At 59.6% G+C, this 17,014-nt stretch carries 12 protein-coding genes; 3 read left to right on the top strand and 9 right to left on the bottom strand.

Annotated elements, in window-relative coordinates; all coding sequences use genetic code 11:
• Positions 1-242: 242 nt before the first annotated feature.
• The 3 genes from BK670_RS15485 to BK670_RS15495 are packed head-to-tail and all read right to left on the bottom strand — an operon-like array spanning position 243 to position 5,895.
• Positions 243-3,389 (bottom strand): CusA/CzcA family heavy metal efflux RND transporter, encoded by a 3,147-nt coding sequence (locus tag BK670_RS15485; protein ID WP_123450793.1) that lies wholly within the window; start codon positions 3,387-3,389, stop codon positions 243-245.
• A 15-nt stretch (positions 3,390-3,404) separates the two neighbouring features.
• Positions 3,405-4,598: an efflux RND transporter periplasmic adaptor subunit gene (locus BK670_RS15490; RefSeq protein ID WP_123450795.1), complete on the bottom strand. Its 1,194-nt coding sequence runs from the start codon at positions 4,596-4,598 to the stop codon at positions 3,405-3,407.
• Between the two features lie 49 nt (positions 4,599-4,647).
• Positions 4,648-5,895, bottom strand: a complete 1,248-nt coding sequence (locus BK670_RS15495; protein WP_123450797.1) for a TolC family protein — start codon at positions 5,893-5,895, stop codon at positions 4,648-4,650.
• Positions 5,896-6,487: 592 nt separating this feature from the next.
• Between BK670_RS15495 and BK670_RS15500 the strand changes: the two genes are divergently transcribed.
• Together BK670_RS15500 and BK670_RS15505 are read left to right on the top strand one after the other, a co-directional pair.
• Complete coding sequence (locus BK670_RS15500) at positions 6,488-7,162, top strand: heavy metal response regulator transcription factor (RefSeq protein WP_123450799.1); 675 nt, start codon at positions 6,488-6,490, stop codon at positions 7,160-7,162.
• Positions 7,159-8,592, top strand: a complete 1,434-nt coding sequence (locus BK670_RS15505) for a heavy metal sensor histidine kinase (protein ID WP_123450801.1) — start codon at positions 7,159-7,161, stop codon at positions 8,590-8,592. The genes BK670_RS15500 and BK670_RS15505 overlap by 4 nt, the downstream gene beginning before the upstream one ends.
• A gap of 260 nt (positions 8,593-8,852) precedes the next feature.
• Here BK670_RS15505 and BK670_RS15510 read toward each other — a convergent pair whose 3' ends face one another.
• The 6 genes from BK670_RS15510 to BK670_RS15535 are packed head-to-tail and all read right to left on the bottom strand — an operon-like array spanning position 8,853 to position 14,802.
• A complete protein-coding gene (locus tag BK670_RS15510; protein ID WP_123450804.1) occupies positions 8,853-10,595 on the bottom strand; it encodes an ABC transporter substrate-binding protein in 1,743 nt (580 codons plus the stop codon).
• A 47-nt stretch (positions 10,596-10,642) separates the two neighbouring features.
• A complete protein-coding gene (locus tag BK670_RS15515; RefSeq protein ID WP_007912485.1) occupies positions 10,643-10,915 on the bottom strand; it encodes a DUF2160 domain-containing protein in 273 nt (90 codons plus the stop codon).
• Between the two features lie 10 nt (positions 10,916-10,925).
• Positions 10,926-11,726: a carbohydrate ABC transporter permease gene (locus BK670_RS15520; RefSeq protein WP_123450806.1), complete on the bottom strand. Its 801-nt coding sequence runs from the start codon at positions 11,724-11,726 to the stop codon at positions 10,926-10,928.
• 9 nt (positions 11,727-11,735) lie between these two features.
• Positions 11,736-12,602: a carbohydrate ABC transporter permease gene (locus tag BK670_RS15525; RefSeq protein ID WP_123450808.1), complete on the bottom strand. Its 867-nt coding sequence runs from the start codon at positions 12,600-12,602 to the stop codon at positions 11,736-11,738.
• Positions 12,599-13,708, bottom strand: a complete 1,110-nt coding sequence (locus tag BK670_RS15530) for an ABC transporter ATP-binding protein (RefSeq protein WP_123450810.1) — start codon at positions 13,706-13,708, stop codon at positions 12,599-12,601. Before BK670_RS15530 ends, BK670_RS15525 begins: the two co-directional genes overlap by 4 nt.
• Positions 13,708-14,802, bottom strand: coding sequence for an ABC transporter ATP-binding protein (locus BK670_RS15535; RefSeq protein ID WP_123450812.1), 1,095 nt, complete (start codon positions 14,800-14,802; stop codon positions 13,708-13,710). Before BK670_RS15535 ends, BK670_RS15530 begins: the two co-directional genes overlap by 1 nt.
• A gap of 373 nt (positions 14,803-15,175) precedes the next feature.
• Between BK670_RS15535 and BK670_RS15545 the strand changes: the two genes are divergently transcribed.
• On the top strand, positions 15,176-17,014 hold the full coding sequence (locus tag BK670_RS15545) for a sigma-54-dependent Fis family transcriptional regulator (RefSeq protein ID WP_123450814.1): 1,839 nt from the start codon (positions 15,176-15,178) through the stop codon (positions 17,012-17,014).

Below are 17,014 nucleotides of genomic sequence, written 5' to 3' on the forward strand. Positions count from 1 at the left end.
TCCTCGTTTAAGTAGCTGACGGGATCAAGGTAACAATCCGAACCTATCGGGACGGTGGCGCAGGGATTACATATTCGTAATGTGGGCACGCTAGAGAATCTGCAGGCCTGAAAAGTAACTGTGGCGAGGGAGCTTGCTCCCGCTGGGGCGCGCAGCGACCCTCGCTCTTCTTTTGAAGAAAGCGGGGCCTGCTGCGCAGTCCAGCGGGAGCAAGCTCCCTCGCCACAGGGTTGTGTTCACAGTCAGGTGGGGGCTGGGTCCTCATCCCGGCGATGGGCGAGTTGATACAGCGCCGGCAAAATCAGCAGCGTCAGGATCGTGGAGGACAGGATTCCACCGATCACCACGGTCGCCAGAGGTCGCTGCACCTCCGCGCCAGTGCCGGTCGCCAGCGCCATTGGAATGAAGCCCAGCGACGCCACCAGCGCCGTCATCAACACCGGCCGCAATCGCGTCAGCGCACCGTCGTTGATCGCATCGGATAGAGAACGCCCCTCCTCGCGCAAATTGCGAATAAACGCAATCATCACCAGGCCGTTCAACACCGCCACCCCGGACAACGCAATAAACCCGACACCCGCCGAAATCGACAGCGGAATATCGCGCAACCACAGCGCCATGACGCCCCCGGTCAAGGCAAACGGAATCCCGGTAAACACCAGCAAGCCATCCTTGAGATTGTTGAACATCATGAACAACAAGCCGAACACCAGCAGCAACGCCACCGGCACCACGATCTGCAAGCGCTTGGCCGCCGATTGCAGTTGCTCGAACTGCCCGCCCCAACTGGTCCAGTAACCGGCCGGGACCTGCACGTCACGCTCGATCACCTCACCGGCCTCGCTGACAAACGAGCCGATATCCCGCCCGCGCACGTTGGCGCTGACGATCACCAGGCGCTTGCCGTTTTCGCGGCTGACCTGATTCGGCCCGAGCACCAGGTCGAGGCTGGCGACGTCTTGCAGTGCGATGAAGCCGATCTGATTGGCCGTGCCATTCACCGCGGGCACCGGAATCAGAAGCGCCGACAAGCCGTCGATGTCCTTGCGCATGGCATCGGACAAACGCACGACCATGTCGAAACGCCGATCCCCTTCATACAACGTGCCGGCCTGACGCCCACCCACCGCCACAGCAATGGTGTCCTGCACATCACCGACGTTGAGCCCGTAACGCGCCGCTTTGTCGCGATCAATGTTGATGGTCAGCACCGGCAATCCGGTGGTTTGCTCGACTTTGACTTCGGACGCGCCGTTGACCTTCTGCATCGCCGCCGCAATCTTCGCAGCGGTGGCGTTAAGCACATCCATGTCATCACCGAACACCTTCACCGCGACATCGCTACGCACGCCGGAAATCAGTTCGTTGAAGCGCAACTGAATCGGCTGCGACAGCTCGTAGTTACTGCCCGGCAATGTCGCCGCTGCGGCTTGCAGTTCAGCCATCAAGGTTTCACGCGACTTGCCCGGGTCCGGCCATTGATCTTTCGGCTTGAGCATCACATAGCTGTCGGAGATGTTCGGCGGCATCGGGTCGGAGGCGATTTCCGCGGTGCCGGTACGAGCGAAAACGCGCTCGACTTCCGGCACTTTCGCCAGAATCAATGTCTCCAGACGCTGCTGCATGTCCACCGATTGCGTCAGGCTGGTGCCCGGCACGCGCAAGGCTTGCAGGGCGAAATCGCCTTCGCTGAGGCTGGGCACAAACTCGCTGCCCATGCGGCTGGTCAGCACGCCACTGAGCACGATCACGCCCAATGCCGCACCCACCGCAACGGCACGATGACTCATCACCCAAGCCAATGCCGGCGCATACACGCGACGCGCGCCGCGCATCACGGCGCCCTCTTCTTCCTTGACCTTGCCGGTGACAAACAGGGCAATGGCCGCCGGCACAAAGGTCACCGAAAGCAACATGGCACCGAGCAATGCAATCACCACAGTGAACGCCATCGGGTGGAACATTTTCCCTTCAACGCCGCTGAGGGCGAAGATCGGCAGGTACACGACCATGATGATCAACTGACCGAAAATCAGCGGTCGCCGCGCTTCTTTGGCTGCCGCAAACACTTCCTTGAATCGCTCGCTTCGCGTCAGCAAGCGCCCATGATGCTGCTGCGCGTGAGCCAGACGACGCAGAGTGTTTTCGACGATCACCACCGCGCCATCGACGATGATGCCGAAGTCGAGCGCGCCGAGGCTCATCAGGTTGGCGCTGACCTTGTTGCTGAACATGCCGGTGAAGGTGAACAGCATCGACAATGGAATCACCATCGCCGTGATCAACGCCGCGCGGATGTTGCCGAGGAACAGGAACAGAATCGCGATCACCAGAATCGCGCCTTCGATGAGGTTCTTTTTCACCGTGGCGATGGCTTTGTCGACCAGGTGCGTGCGGTCGTAAACCGGCACGGCGATCACGCCGTTGGGCAACGATTTGTTGATCTGCTCAAGCTTGCCGGCGACCGCTTGCGAGACCGTGCGGCTGTTCTCGCCGATCAGCATGAACACCGTGCCGAGCACCACTTCACGACCGTTTTCGGTGGCCGCGCCGCTGCGCAGTTCGCGGCCGATTTCGACGGTGGCGACGTTCTTGATGCGGATCGGCGTGCCGTCGACGTTGGCCATGACGATGTTGGCGATGTCCTCGGTGCTCGCCACTTGGCCCGGCGCGCGAATCAGCAACTGCTCGCCGCTGCGCTCGATGTAACCGGCGCCGACGTTGGCGTTGTTGCGCTCCAGCGCGGTGACCAGATCGGTGAGGGTCAGCTTGTACGCGGCCAGGCGTTTCGGGTCCGGCGCAATCTGATATTCCTTGGCGAAGCCGCCGATGGTGTTGATCTCGGCCACGCCCGGGACGTTGCGCAATTGCGGCTTGATGATCCAGTCCTGAATCACCCGCAGATCGGTTGGCGTGTACGGCGTGCCGTCGTCCTTCAGCGCGCCTTCCTTGGCTTCAACCGTCCACAGGAATATCTCGCCGAGGCCGGTGGATATCGGCCCCATGACCGCTTCCGCGCCTTCGGGCAATTGCTCCTTGGCGATCTGCAAACGTTCGTTGACCAATTGCCGGGCGAAGAACAGGTCGGTGCCGTCCTTGAAGATCACCGTGACCTGCGACAGCCCCGAACGTGACAGCGAACGGGTCTGCTCCAATGCCGGCAAACCGGCCATGGCGGTTTCAATCGGGAAGGTGATGCGCTGCTCGGTTTCCAGCGGCGAAAACCCGGCGGCGCCGGTGTTGATCTGCACCTGGACGTTGGTGATGTCGGGCACGGCGTCGATCGGCAGTTTTTGATAACTGGCGATACCGAGGCCGGCCATGAGCAGAACGGCGAGCAGCACGATGATGCGCTGCTCGATGGCAAACTGGATCAGGCGTTCGAACATGGGGACCTTCCAGAATTAATGACTGTGCTCGGCTGAGGCTTTGCCCAGTTCCGATTTGAGGACGAAGCTGCCGGCGCTGGCGACTTGCGCACCGGCCTCCAGGCCCTGGGTGATTTCCACCTGCCCCGCCGCGCGACTGCCCAGCGCCACTGCTTGTGCCTTGAAGCCGTCGTCGGTACGCACGAATACCGTGGGTTTGTCCTCGACGGTCTGGATCGCGGTTTCCGGCACCGCGACTGGCGCCTGACGGCTGTCGGTGGCCACCAGCGCCGTGACGAACAGCCCCGGACGCCATGAGCCCTGCGGGTTTTCCAGCGTGACGCGCACGGTCGCTGTGCGGGTTTGTTCGCCCAGCAGACTGCCGACGTACGCCACGCTACCGGTGACTTGCGCATTTAATTCCGGCGCGCTGACAGTGACCGCTTTACCCACCTGCACCTTGGTCAAGTCCTTGGGCGAAACGCCGAACGTCACCCACACCCGCGACAAATCCGAGAGCGTGAAGGCTGCGGTGGACTCATCGACGACCTCCCCCGGCGTCAGGTGTTTCTCCACCACGACACCCTCGAACGGTGCCCGCAGTTCATAGCGATTGCCGCCGGTGGCGACCACGCTGCCGCTGAGCACGCTGATTTTTTGCCGGGCGTTGCTGACGGCAATTTCGGCTTCCTCCAAAGCCTGGCGCGCCTGAAGGAAATCCTGCTCAGCGGAGATCTTGTCCTGCCAGAGTTTTTTCTCTCGCTCGTAGGTGGTGCGCGCCAAAGCCAAACGCCGTTGCGCGGCCGCCTGTTCGCTGCGTTGATCGGAGATCTGCTGACTGGCGATCACCGCCAGCAACTGGCCCTTCTTCACGGTTTGCCCGAGGTTGACCGCCACCGACTCGACCACACCCGGGACGCGCGGCACCACGTGCGCGGTGCGGTCTTCGTCGAAGCGCACTTCGCCGGGGAATGGCAAACCGAGGCTGATGGTCTGCGCCCGTGCCTGGGCCAGTTGAATGCCCGCAGCAGCGATCTGCTCGGCGCTCAACTCGATATGCCCTTCTTCGTCATGTTCGCCGACGGCGGCTGCGCCTTCTTTGGCGTGATCCGCATGTTCCGCTGCGTCATCGGCGTGGGCGTCGATGGACGCATTGCCCGGCCACATCGAGCCGATGCCAATGCCCAGCGCCAACGTCGCCGCAGCGACCACCATCAGTTTTTTATCCATGGAAACTCCTCTGCGCCAAACCATCGCGCAGTGATCAAAAAGATGAAATTCAAGGGCTGACGGCGAGGTCGCCGAAGATTCGTTCGATGCGCACACGGGCGTCGGTGGCTTCGCTGACAGCCTGGATGTATTGGCTGCGCGCACTGATCAGAGTGCGCTGGGCGTCGAGTACATCGAGGAAGCCGAACTTGCCCATTTCGAAACCGCGCGTGGCGCTGTCCACCGCACTTTGCGCGGCGGGCAGGATGGTCTGGTTGAACGCGCTGACTTCGCCGTTGGCGGTCTGCCATTGCGCCAGCGTTGTCTGGATTTCCGTGCGCAGACGCAGCTCGGTGGCGTTGCGCAGATCCCGCGCCTGATCGCTACGGCGCGCCGCTGCGAGGACGTTGCCTTGATTGCGGTTGAACAGCGGAATCGGCATCGACAGCCCGACCACGTTGACCCGCTCGCGCTCGGTTTCGCTGTATTGGCTGCCGATGCTCACGGTCAGATCGGGAATCCGTTGCGACTTCTCCAGCCCCAACGACGCTTCGCGTTGATCGATCTGTAGTTTGGCCAGACGCAACTCGGCGGTTTCGTTAAGACGATCAAGCAGTCGGGCTGGCGGTGGCACGACAGCGAGGTTTTGCGTGGCGGCTTGCACATGGGTCGAAGTGGGCAACGGCGCGCCCATGACCTGCGCCAATTGTTGGTAGGCGTTGGCCTGATCGCGTTCGGCGCGGCTCAGTTCCAGGCGTACTTCGGACAGTTGCACCTGCGCCCGCGTGCCCTCGACCGGCGAGGATTTACCCGCCTCGATGCGGCCTTGCGCCACGCGCAAACCGTGTTCGGCCAGTTGCATGGATTGACGCGACAACTGCAAGCGCTGCTGCGCGGTCTGGGCGCTGTTGAACGCCTGAAGCACATCGGCGCGCAAGGCATTGCGCTTGCGCTCCAGCTCAATGCCGGCGGCGTCCTGCGCGCGGCTGGCGAAGTCGATGCGCGCCCCGCGTTTGCCGCCCAGTTCGATCGGCTGGCTGAGCATCACCGTAGTGGTGCGCGAATCGCGGCGGGTGTCTTCGGCCTCCCACGAAACTTCAGGATTGGGGATCAGGCCAGCCTGTTTGCGGTCGCCCTCGGCAATACCGATTTCCCATTGGGCAGCGGCCAGATCGGGGTTGCCGGCGAACGCGGTTTGCAGGGCCTGCTCCAGGGTCAGGGTCGATGCAACCGCAAGGTTTGCAGTGGCCAGCAACAGAATGCCGCTGGCTATTTTTTTCAGGCGTGATCGCGCCATCAGTTCTGTTAAACCGGGCAATGGAAGACTTCCTTTAATCAAGAATCTTTGATGCCGCCACGGTAGAGTTTTGAACTTATCGACAAGGTGACTGGAAGATTACAAATCCGTTATCCACGGTTTCCGAAGTTGTTTTGTTCTAGGATGCGAAGTGCAAACGGGTTTATCGAAATACATCGAAACAAAAACACAATAGTTATCTGCTGAACAGCACTTGCGGGAATCAAACTCATAAGGATTTTGTGGCTTGTGCTGCGACCGGCTGTCGCAGAGCACCGTTTTAAAGCGCTTGGCGGTTGACCCTGTAGCCACTACAACCTTTATTGTCCGGACTTCCCCTCACCCCAGCCTTCTCCCGGGGGAGAGGGAGCCGACCGAGGTGTATGACACTTTCCATCGACCTGTTAAATCAAGTCGACTATGGATTCCGTAAAGATGTTCCACGTCGGTGCAGTTCTGAAGCATCCCACGTTTAGTCCCCTCTCCCTCTGGGAGAGGGTTAGGGTGAGGGGCTTCTTATCGCTATTGAACAACGTCCGGAAGACCTTACAAAAACAATAACTTTCCCGGTCACCTTAATTAAATATCCATTAAATAAAAGTGGTGATAGATCATGCGAATCCTTGTCATCGAGGACGAGCTTAAAGCTGCCGAATACTTGCATCAGGGTTTGACCGAAAGTGGTTATATCGTTGATCACGCCGCTACCGGCGCCGATGGCCTGCACCTGGCGCAACAACAGGTTTATGACCTGATCATTCTCGACGTCAATCTGCCGGAACTCGACGGCTGGGGCGTGCTGGAGCAACTGCGCCGCACTCACTCCACGCGGGTGATGATGCTCACCGCGCGCGGGCGTCTGGCCGACAAGATCCGCGGCCTTGATCTGGGTGCCGACGATTATCTGGTCAAGCCGTTCGAGTTTCCCGAGTTGCTCGCACGGGTACGCACGCTGATGCGCCGCAGCGAAAACATCCCGGTGCCGCAGGTGTTGAAAGTCGCCGATCTGGAACTCGATCCGGGCCGCCATCGGGCGTTTCGTGGCGAGCAGCGCATCGACCTGACCACCAAGGAATTCGCCCTGCTGCATTTGCTGATGCGCCAGTCAGGCGAAGTACTGACCCGCACGCAGATCATTTCGCTGGTGTGGGACATGAATTTCGACTGCGACACCAATGTGGTCGAGGTGTCGATTCGTCGCTTGCGGGCGAAGATCGACGACCCGTTCGACAGCAAACTGATCCACACCCTGCGCGGTGTCGGCTATGTCCTGGAGGCGCGGGAATGAAGCCCTCCAGCCTGTCGATGCGCCTCGGTTTGACGGTGAGTATTCTCGGTGCGCTGCTGGTAGTTTTTTTGGCGATCCTCGCCTATTTCGCCCTGACCCATGAACTGAACGCGCTGTCGCGCGACAGTCTGGAAAAGAAGATGGCGCAGGTCGAGCACAGCCTGTCGCTGTACGTCGATGCCAATGAGATCAGCGGTAAACCGCACATTCTGCTCGATCAGGTCATGGGCCATGACAACCTCACACTGACGATTTATGACCGCTTGAATTTGCGCGCGCCGCGGCTCAAATCCGGCAGTGGCTTGAGCGATCCACGGGTTGAATTGAAGGCGGTGCGGGCGACCACTGATCAATTGGCGTACTCCGACAGCATTGATGCTGAAGGGGCGAAATTCCTCACGGTTTCCAAGTTGATTCGCCTCAAGGATGGCAGCAGCGTGCCGGTGCTGCTGTCGATGGACAACGCCCACGATCAGGCTTTGCTCAGCGCTTATCTGCGTTCGACGCTGATTGCCTTGCCGTTGTTGCTGGTGTTTATCGGCCTGACCGCATGGGGTGCGGTGCAGCGTGGGTTAGCGCCGCTGCGTGAGTTTCGCAAAGTCGCGGCGATGGTCTCGACCCAGGATCTGGACCATCGATTGTCCGTGGTCAACATGCCGCAGGAACTGAGCGAACTGGCGCAGGGCATCAACTTCATGCTGCATCGGCTGGATGCCGGGGTGCAGCAGTTGTCGCAGTTCTCCGATGACCTGGCGCATGAATTGCGCACGCCGATCAATAACCTGATGGGCAAGGCGCAGGTGACCCTTTCGCGCGAACGCTCGGTGGAGGAATACAAAGACGTGCTGGTGTCGTGCACCGAGGAGCTGGAGCGCGTGGCGCGGATTGTCTCGGACATGTTGTTTCTCGCGCAGGTCAGTCACCCGTCGGCGCTGGCGCCGTTTGAATCGGTAGCGCTGGAGGTTGAAGCGGCGAAGGTGGCGGAGATGTTTTCGTTGTCGGCGCAGGATAAGAGCATTCATTTGAACGTTGTCGGCAGGGCGTCGGTGTTGGGGGACCGATTGATGATTCAGCGGGCAATTTCCAATCTGTTGTCGAATGCGCTGCGCCACTGCCCGAACGGGAAAACCGTGACGTTGCTGATCGAACAAGGTGCGACCCAGGCCTCCCTGCTGGTCAGCAACCCCGGCGCCGGGATTGAGGCGCAACACCTGCCACATCTGTTCGACCGCTTCTACCGCGTCGACAGCAGCCGCTCACGCTCGCAGGGCAGCACGGGATTGGGGCTGGCGATCGTGCGCTCAATCATGAGCCTGCATCAGGGGGTGGCGGAGGTTAAGAGCTTGCCGGGGGCGATGACCGTGTTCAGGCTTGGGTTTCCTGCGGTGACGCCAACGCCCCCTTCGCTTGCAGGCAAGCTCCCACAGTGATTTGCGGGGTACTCCGTTTTTGTGGACACCACTGCAATCTGTGGGAGCTTGCCTGCAAGCGATGGCGGCGGGTCAGTCACATCTTTGTTATTTGACACACCGCAATCGCGAGCAGGCTCGCTCCTACAGTGATTTGCGGCGTACACGCATTAGTGAACGACACACCACCTGTAGGCCTTCGCCTGCTCGCGATAGCAATGGCACAGACAGCAAAAAAGAACGGCACCTTGCGGTGCCGTTCGCCTTTCATGCTTCAGCTTTTACTTACGCGCATCCGCCCACGATTTCAGCAGTTCGTTGTAGCTCACGGTCTCGCCCTTCGGCTTCTCGTTAGCCAGTTTCGGTTTCGGTGCGCCCGGTTGATCAAACCAGTACTGGGCATCCCGTTCCGGGTTCATCTTAGGTGCACAAGTGGCTTGAGCCTTGGAGCGTTCCAGGCGCGTCATGATCGCGTCCTGATCTTTGGCCAACCCATCGAGCGCCTGTTGCGGGGTCTTCTCGCCGCTGGCCGCCTCGGCAATGTGGCTCCACCACAGTTGCGCCAGACGCGGATAGTCCGGCACGTTGGTGCCGGTCGGGGTCCATTGCACGCGGGCCGGGCTGCGGTAGAACTCGACCAGACCGCCAAGCTTCGGCGCCAGATCGGTCATCGCCTGCGAGTTGATGTCCGACTCGCGAATCGGCGTCAGGCCGACGATGGTTTTCTTCAGCGACACGGTTTTCGAAGTGACGAACTGCGCATACAGCCACGCCGCCAGTTTCTGTTTCTCAGGCGTGGATTTCATGAACGTCCACGAACCCACGTCCTGGTAGCCGAGCTTCATGCCCTCCTCCCAATACGGCCCGCGCGGCGATGGCGCCATGCGCCATTTCGGCGTGCCATCGGCGTTGACCACCGGCAGGCCCGGTTTGGTCATGTCGGCGGTGAACGCGGTGTACCAGAAGATTTGCTGAGCAATGTTGCCCTGGGACGGCACCGGGCCGGACTCGGAGAAGGTCATGCCCGCCGCTTCCGGTGGCGCGTACTTCTTCAGCCAGTCGACATACTTGGTGGTGGCGAACACTGCCGCCGGGCCGTTGGTGTCGCCGCCGCGAGTCACGCTGGAACCGACCGGGTGGCAGTCCTCGACGCGAATCCCCCACTCGTCCACCGGCAAACCGTTGGGCAAGCCCTTGTCGCCGCCACCGGCCATGGAAAACCAGGCATCGGTGAAACGCCAGCCCAGCGACGGGTCTTTCTTGCCGTAGTCCATGTGCCCGTAAACGCGTTTGCCGTCGATTTCCTTGACGTCTTCACTGAAGAATTTGGCGATGTCTTCATAGGCCGACCAGTTCACCGGCACGCCCAATTCGTAGCCGTACTTTTCCTTGAACTTGGCTTTCAGATCGGCGCGTTCAAACCAGTCAGCACGGAACCAGTAGAGGTTGGCGAATTGCTGGTCGGGCAGTTGATAGATCTTGCCGTCCGGCGCGGTGGTAAAGGAGATGCCGATAAAGTCCTTGATATCCAGGGTCGGCGAGGTGAAGTTTTTGCCTTCATTGGCCATCAGGTCGGTGATCGATTCGGTCTTGCCGTAGCGAAAGTGCGTACCGATCAGGTCCGAGTCGTTGACCCAGCCGTCGTAGATGTTCTTGTCGGACTGCATCACCGTCTGCATTTTTTCCACCACGTCGCCTTCTTGCAGCAGGTCGTGGGTGAGCTTGATCCCGGTGATTTCGCTGAAGGCCTTGGCCAGCACTTTCGACTCGTATTCGTGGGTGGTCAGGGTCTCGGAAACGACCTTGATGTCCATGCCGCGAAACGGTTCGGCTGCCTTGATGAACCACTTCAATTCTTCGAGTTGCTGATCGGCCGTCAGGGTCGACGGTTTGAATTCACTGCCGATCCATTTTTTCGCCGCGTCTTCGTAGGCATCCGCCCACGCGGCGGCGCTCAAACCGCTGAGTGCCAGCATGGCTGCCAATGAAATGCTATGTCGCAGCTTATTGTTTTTGTCGAACATAGAGACCTCCTGTTTAAGTTGTGGAGCCGCGTTGCCGAACGACTCGACTAGCCCCAACGCATCACAGCCAACAGCCACACCAGGGACAACGCGGACGCCACCCAGATGCTCCAGTCGGTGGCGCCGATCACCAGCAAATGCAGGTAGGCGCTGCCGAGAAGACCGATAAACAAACGATCGCCACGGGTGGTGGCAATCGGCAGAAAACCTCGCCGCAGGATGCTCGGCGAGCGCAATTCCCACGTCGTCATGCCGACCAGAATCAGGCCGATGACAATGAAGAATGCTGCGGTAGGCGTGGTCCAGCTCATCCATTCCATCATCAGCTCCTCAGACCCGACCGAGGGCAAAGCCCTTGGCCACGTGGTTGCGAACAAACCAGATCACCAGCATGCCCGGCAGAATGGTCAACACCCCCGCCGCTGCCAACACGCCCCAGTCGATACCCGACGCCGACACCGTGCGCGTCATGACGGCGGCAATCGGCTTGGCATTTACCGAGGTCAACGTGCGCGCGAGCAGCAGTTCGACCCAGGAAAACATGAAGCAGAAAAACGCCGTGACGCCGATGCCGGAGCCGATCAGCGGGATGAAAATCTTCACGAAGAACTTGGGGAAACTGTAGCCGTCGATGTAGGCGGTTTCGTCAATTTCCTTCGGCACGCCGGACATGAAGCCCTCAAGAATCCACACCGCCAATGGCACGTTGAACAGGCAATGCGCCAACGCCACGGCGATGTGCGTGTCGAACAGGCCAATCGACGAATACAGCTGAAAGAACGGCAGCAGAAACACCGCCGGCGGCGCCATGCGATTGGTCAGCAACCAGAAGAACAGGTGCTTGTCGCCGAGAAAACGGTAGCGCGAAAACGCATACGCCGCCGGCAGCGCCACACTCAGGGAAATCACCGTGTTCAGGCTGACGTAATACAGCGAGTTGATGTAGCCGCTGTACCAGCTCGGATCAGTGAAGATCACCTTGTAGTTCGCCAGCGTGAAGTCCTGTGGGAAAAGCGTCAGGCCGCCAAGGATTTCGGTGTTGCTCTTGAAGGACATGTTCAGCAGCCAGTAGATCGGCACCAGCAGGAACAGGATGTACACCAGCAACGGAATCAGCTTTCTCTTGCTCATGGCCGGGCCTCAGCGGTTGGCGTCGGAGTGCGTCATGGCGGTGTAGAACAGCCAGGACACCAACAGGATGATCAGGAAGTACACCAGCGAAAACGCCGCTGCCGGACCGAGGTCGAATTGCCCTACCGCCATCTGCGTCAACGTCTGACTCAAGAAGGTCGTGGCATTGCCCGGCCCGCCGCCGGTGAGCACGAACGGCTCGGTGTAGATCATGAAACTGTCCATGAAGCGCAGCATCACAGCGATCAGCAGCACGCTCTTCAGTTTGGGCAACTGAATGTGACGGAACACTGCCCACGCCGAAGCGCGGTCGATCCGCGCGGCCTGGTAATACACGTCGGGAATCGCGCGCAAACCGGAGAAACACAGCAACGCCACCAGCGAAGTCCAGTGCCAGACGTCCATCACCAGCACCGTCACCCAGGCGTCCATGGTGTTGGCCGCGTAGTTGTAACTGATGCCCAGCGCGTTAAGGCTCGATCCCAACAAACCAATATCGGCGCGGCCGAATATCTGCCAGATGGTGCCAACCACGTTCCACGGAATCAGCAACGGAATCGCCAGAATGATCAGCACCACCGACGACCAGCGGCCCTTGGTCGGCATGGTCAGCGCGACGGCAATGCCCAATGGAATTTCGATCAGCAACACGCACGCGGAGTAGATGAACTGCCGCAGCAGCGAGTCGTGCAAACGCGGGTCGAGCAGCACTTGCTTGTACCAGTCAGCGCCAACGAAGTAGCGGCTGGACTGGTCGAAGATGTCCTGCACCGAATAGTTGACCACAGTCATCATCGGGATCACCGCACTGAACGCCACCAGCAGGAACACCGGCAACGCCAGCCACCAGGCCTTGTTGTTCTGCACCTTGTTCATGGCTGCACCTCATCGTCGGCTTCGAGCAGAAACTCATCCGCATAGACCATCAACCACTGCGCCGGGAAACTGATGTACGCGGTGCCCTGCGGCACCGGTTTGTCTTCGGCCAGACGCACTTTCAACGGCGCGCCGTCGAGGTCGAGGGTCATGATCTTGTAGGTGCCGAGGTCTTCGACGTGTACGACCTTTGCCTGCATCGCGTCATCAAACGGCTCGTCCCACACGTGAATAAATTCGGGACGGATGCCGACCTTCAGATTTTTCCACTGGCCGTGTTCGATATGTCGCTGCATAGCGTCGGACAACGGCAGATGCGTCGAGGCGAAACCGACGCCACCGGGTTGCGGCTGCACGTCGATCAGGTTCATCCCGGGGCTGCCGATGAAATAGCCGACAAAGGTGTGGCTCGGTCGCTCGAACAATTCCCGTGGCGTGCCGAACTGGACGATCTGACCGCCGTACATCACGGCAATCTTGTCGGCGAAGGTCGAGGCCTCCAGTTGATCGTGGGTGACGTAGACCATGGTGATGTTGAACTGCTCGTGGATCTGCTTGAGCTTGCGCCGCAGTTTCCACTTCAGGTGCGGGTCGATCACCGTCAGCGGTTCGTCGAACAGGATCGCTGAAACATCGTCACGGACCAGACCACGGCCCATGGAGACTTTCTGTTTTTCGTCGGCGGTGAGGTTGCGCGCCTTTTTGCTCAGGAGGTTTTGCAGGTCGAGGACTTCGGCAATTTCCTGCACCTTGCTGTGCACTTTCGCCTCGGCCATGCCCTGATTGCGCAGGGGGAAAGCGAGGTTATCGAACACGGTCATGGTGTCGTAGACCACCGGAAACTGGAAAACCTGAGCGATGTTGCGCTTCTCCGGCGTCAGGTCATTCACCGCTTTGCCGTCGAACAACACGTGGCCCTGCGAGGGGCTGAGCAGGCCGGAAATGATGTTGAGCAAGGTCGACTTGCCGCAACCCGACGGCCCGAGCAAGGCGTAAGCGCCGCCCTGCTCCCAGACGTGATCCATCTCGCGGATCGCATAATCCTCCGCGCCGCCGGGGGTTTTGCTGTAGCTGTGGGCGAGGTGTTGCAAGCGGATTTCGGCCATTAGGCAACCCTCGCGACACGCCGGCCCGGTGCTTGCACCAGACGGCCCTGCGCATCGAAAACGAACAGTTTGTGGGTCGGAATGTAAATGCGGATAGGCGCATCGACGTCGTATTCGTGAACGCCGGGCAGGTGCAGCACCAACAGAAAATGCTCGTTGCGCACGTGCAGGAAGGTTTCCGAACCGCTGATCTCGGCGACTTCGACGGTGACCGCCAATTCCAGATCGTCATCGTTGCTCGGCACCAGCGAGATATGGCTGGGGCGCACGCCAAAACGGAACTCGCCCTCGCCCACCGGGCGCAGATCGACGTTCAACGGGAAGTGGACGAAGTTGGCAAAACTGACTTCGTTGCCGGCAATTCGCCCCGGCATCAGATTGATTGGCGGTTCGGAGAACAACTCGGCGGCCAGCACGGATTGCGGCTGGTGGTAAACCGAGGTCGAAGGGCCGCTCTGGATCACCCGGCCTTCGTGAAGAATCGTCGTGGTGCCGCCCAGCGCCAACGCTTCGTTGGGCTCGGTGGTGGCGTAGATCGCGATGGTATGGCGCGCCTTGAACAATTCGCGCATTTCCTGACGCAGTTCTTCGCGCAGTTTGTAATCGAGGTTGACCAACGGCTCATCGAACAGGATCAGTTCGGCATCCTTGACCAGCGCGCGGGCCATGGCCGTGCGTTGCTGTTGACCGCCAGACAGCTCCAGCGGATAGCGTTGCAGGAACTTCTCGATGCGCAGCATCTTCGCGGTTTCCTGCACTTTGCTGTGGATGATCTCTTTCGACACACCGGCCTGACGCAGGGGCGAGGCGATGTTCTCGAACACGGTCATCGTCGGGTAATTGATGAACTGCTGATAGACCATCGACACGTTGCGCAGGCGCACCGGGCGTTGGGTGACGTCGACGCCGTTCATCAGAATGCGGCCGCTGTCAGGTTTATCCAACCCGGCCATCAGGCGCATCAGGCTGGTCTTGCCGGACAGGGTGCGGCCGAGCAAAACGTTGAAGGAACCGGGTTCGAATTTCAGGCACGCATCGTCGATCCAGGTCTGGCCCTCGACGGTACGGCTGACGTGCTCCAGGGTGAGTGACATGGCTCGGCCTTTTTATTATTGGAGTCAAGCGACCTGTGCACGGGAGCGAGTTTCGTGCCAGAAATGGCAAGTGGTTGATTTGGCGTGAAAATCGTTGAAAACGCCGCGAAGAGGCATTCAATGGTGAACACATTTGAACAGTTGGACGATTGACAATGAACAATAGTGAACAACACTCTATGCACTCTTCGCGCATCCCCGAATGCAAACGGAATTGCCTGCGAACGCAACATCGCCACCTGTAGGAGCTGCCGAAGGCTGCGATCTTTTGACGTTGCTTGTTAAAAACAAGATCAAAAGATCGCAGCCTTCGGCAGCTCCTACAGGGGATCGCATAACAATAATAAAAATGTTGTTTCAGAGGCTGACCGCCATGGCCGCACCTGCCCCGCCACTGTCCCACGACGCGATCATCCAGAGTTCCTGGCAACGTTGCCGCGCGTTCGGTCTCGACCATCAAAGCGCCCCGGCCTTCGATCAACTGCCCGCCGCCGGCATTGCGCAACTGCTCGACAGTCAGCACTCGCTGGTGCAGACCACCCATCAGGAAGTCCTGCCCTACTACGAAAACATCCTCAGCAACTCCAATTGCCTGATCATGCTCGCCGACAATCAGGGCCAGGTGCTGACCTCGTGGGGCACGCAACGCTTTATCGAACCAAGTCTGGCCCGGGGGTTTCAGGCGGGTGCAAGCTGGATGGAACGCTGCAGTGGCACCAATGCCATCGGCACCGCGCTGGCCTGTGAACAAGCGGTGCACATTGAACACGATGAACACTTTCTGAAAGCCAACCGCTTCATGACCGGGTCCGCCGCGCCGATTTTCGATGCCGAGCGCAAGGTCATCGCCGTGCTCGACGTGTCCAGCGACAGCTACCTGCCGCCCTCGCACACCCTTGGCATGGTCAAGATGATGAGCCAGACCGTGGAGAACAGGCTGATCCTCAATCTGTTCCATGGCCAGCACTTTCAACTGACCTTCAACACCGGGTTGAACAACCTCGACAGCCAGTGGGCCGGGTTGTTGATCTTCGATGAGAGCGGTCAGGTGCTGTCGGCCAATCGCCGCGCCGACAATCTGCTCGGCGTGCGCTTGTCGCGGGTCAGCGTTGAGAGCCTGTTCAAGGTGTCGCTGCTGGAATTGATCAATCAGCCGGAGGGCTTGCCGTTTGCCTTGCAGACGTCTGGGCGTAACCGTTTTCAGTGTTTGTTGAAGCGGCCGAAACAGGCGTTGATTCAAGCGCGCGTCTTTACTGCTGAACCCAAAGTAGCCGTGCCCAACGCAATCAGCCTCAACACCTTGCACTTCGGTGACAGCCGTGTGGAAAAAGCCGTACGGCAGGCTGAGCGATTGCTGGAGAAAGACATTCCCCTGTTGATCCATGGCGAAACAGGGGTCGGCAAAGAGGTCTTCGTTAAAGCCCTGCATCAAGCCAGTTCTCGCAGCAAACAGGCATTTATCGCCGTCAACTGCGCAGCGATCCCCGCCGAACTGGTGGAATCCGAGCTGTTCGGCTACGAGAAAGGCGCATTCACCGGGGCCAACCAGAAAGGCAGCATCGGCCTGATCCGCAAGGCTGATAAAGGCACGCTGTTTCTCGACGAGATTGGCGATATGCCGTTGCCGACCCAGGCGCGGTTGTTGCGGGTTTTGCAGGAGCGCTGCGTACAACCGGTGGGGAGTAGCGAGTTGTTCCCGGTGGATCTGCGGATTATTTCGGCGACCAACCGTTCGCTGCGGGAACAAGTGCAACTGGGCCGGTTTCGTGAGGATTTGTACTACCGCATTGGCGGGCTGACGTTGGAACTGCCGCCATTGCGCGAGCGCAGTGATAAGGAGGCGTTGTTTAAACGCTTGTGGGAGCAGCATCGTGAGCCAACGCAGTGGGCGGGCTTGAGCCGCGAAGTGTTGGAACTGTTCGATAAGCATCCGTGGCCGGGCAATCTGCGCCAGGTCAGCAGCGTGATGCAGGTGGCGCTGGCCATGGCTGAGGAGCAACCGGTGCGGCCTGAGCATTTGCCGGATGATTTTTTTGTCGATCTGGAGATGGAACCGGTGGAGAGCGCACAGCCACTGGGGCTGGACCTGAATGATGTTGAAGCGTTGAACCGCGAGTTGAAGGCTGCCGGCGGGAATATTTCGCACTTGGCGCGGCGATTGGGGGTTAGTCGCAACACGCTTTATAAGCGGTTGCGGCAGTTGGGCGGTTAA

This window comes from Pseudomonas fluorescens (assembly GCF_003732425.1).
GTDB classification, from domain to species: Bacteria; Pseudomonadota; Gammaproteobacteria; order Pseudomonadales; family Pseudomonadaceae; genus Aquipseudomonas; species Aquipseudomonas fluorescens_BE.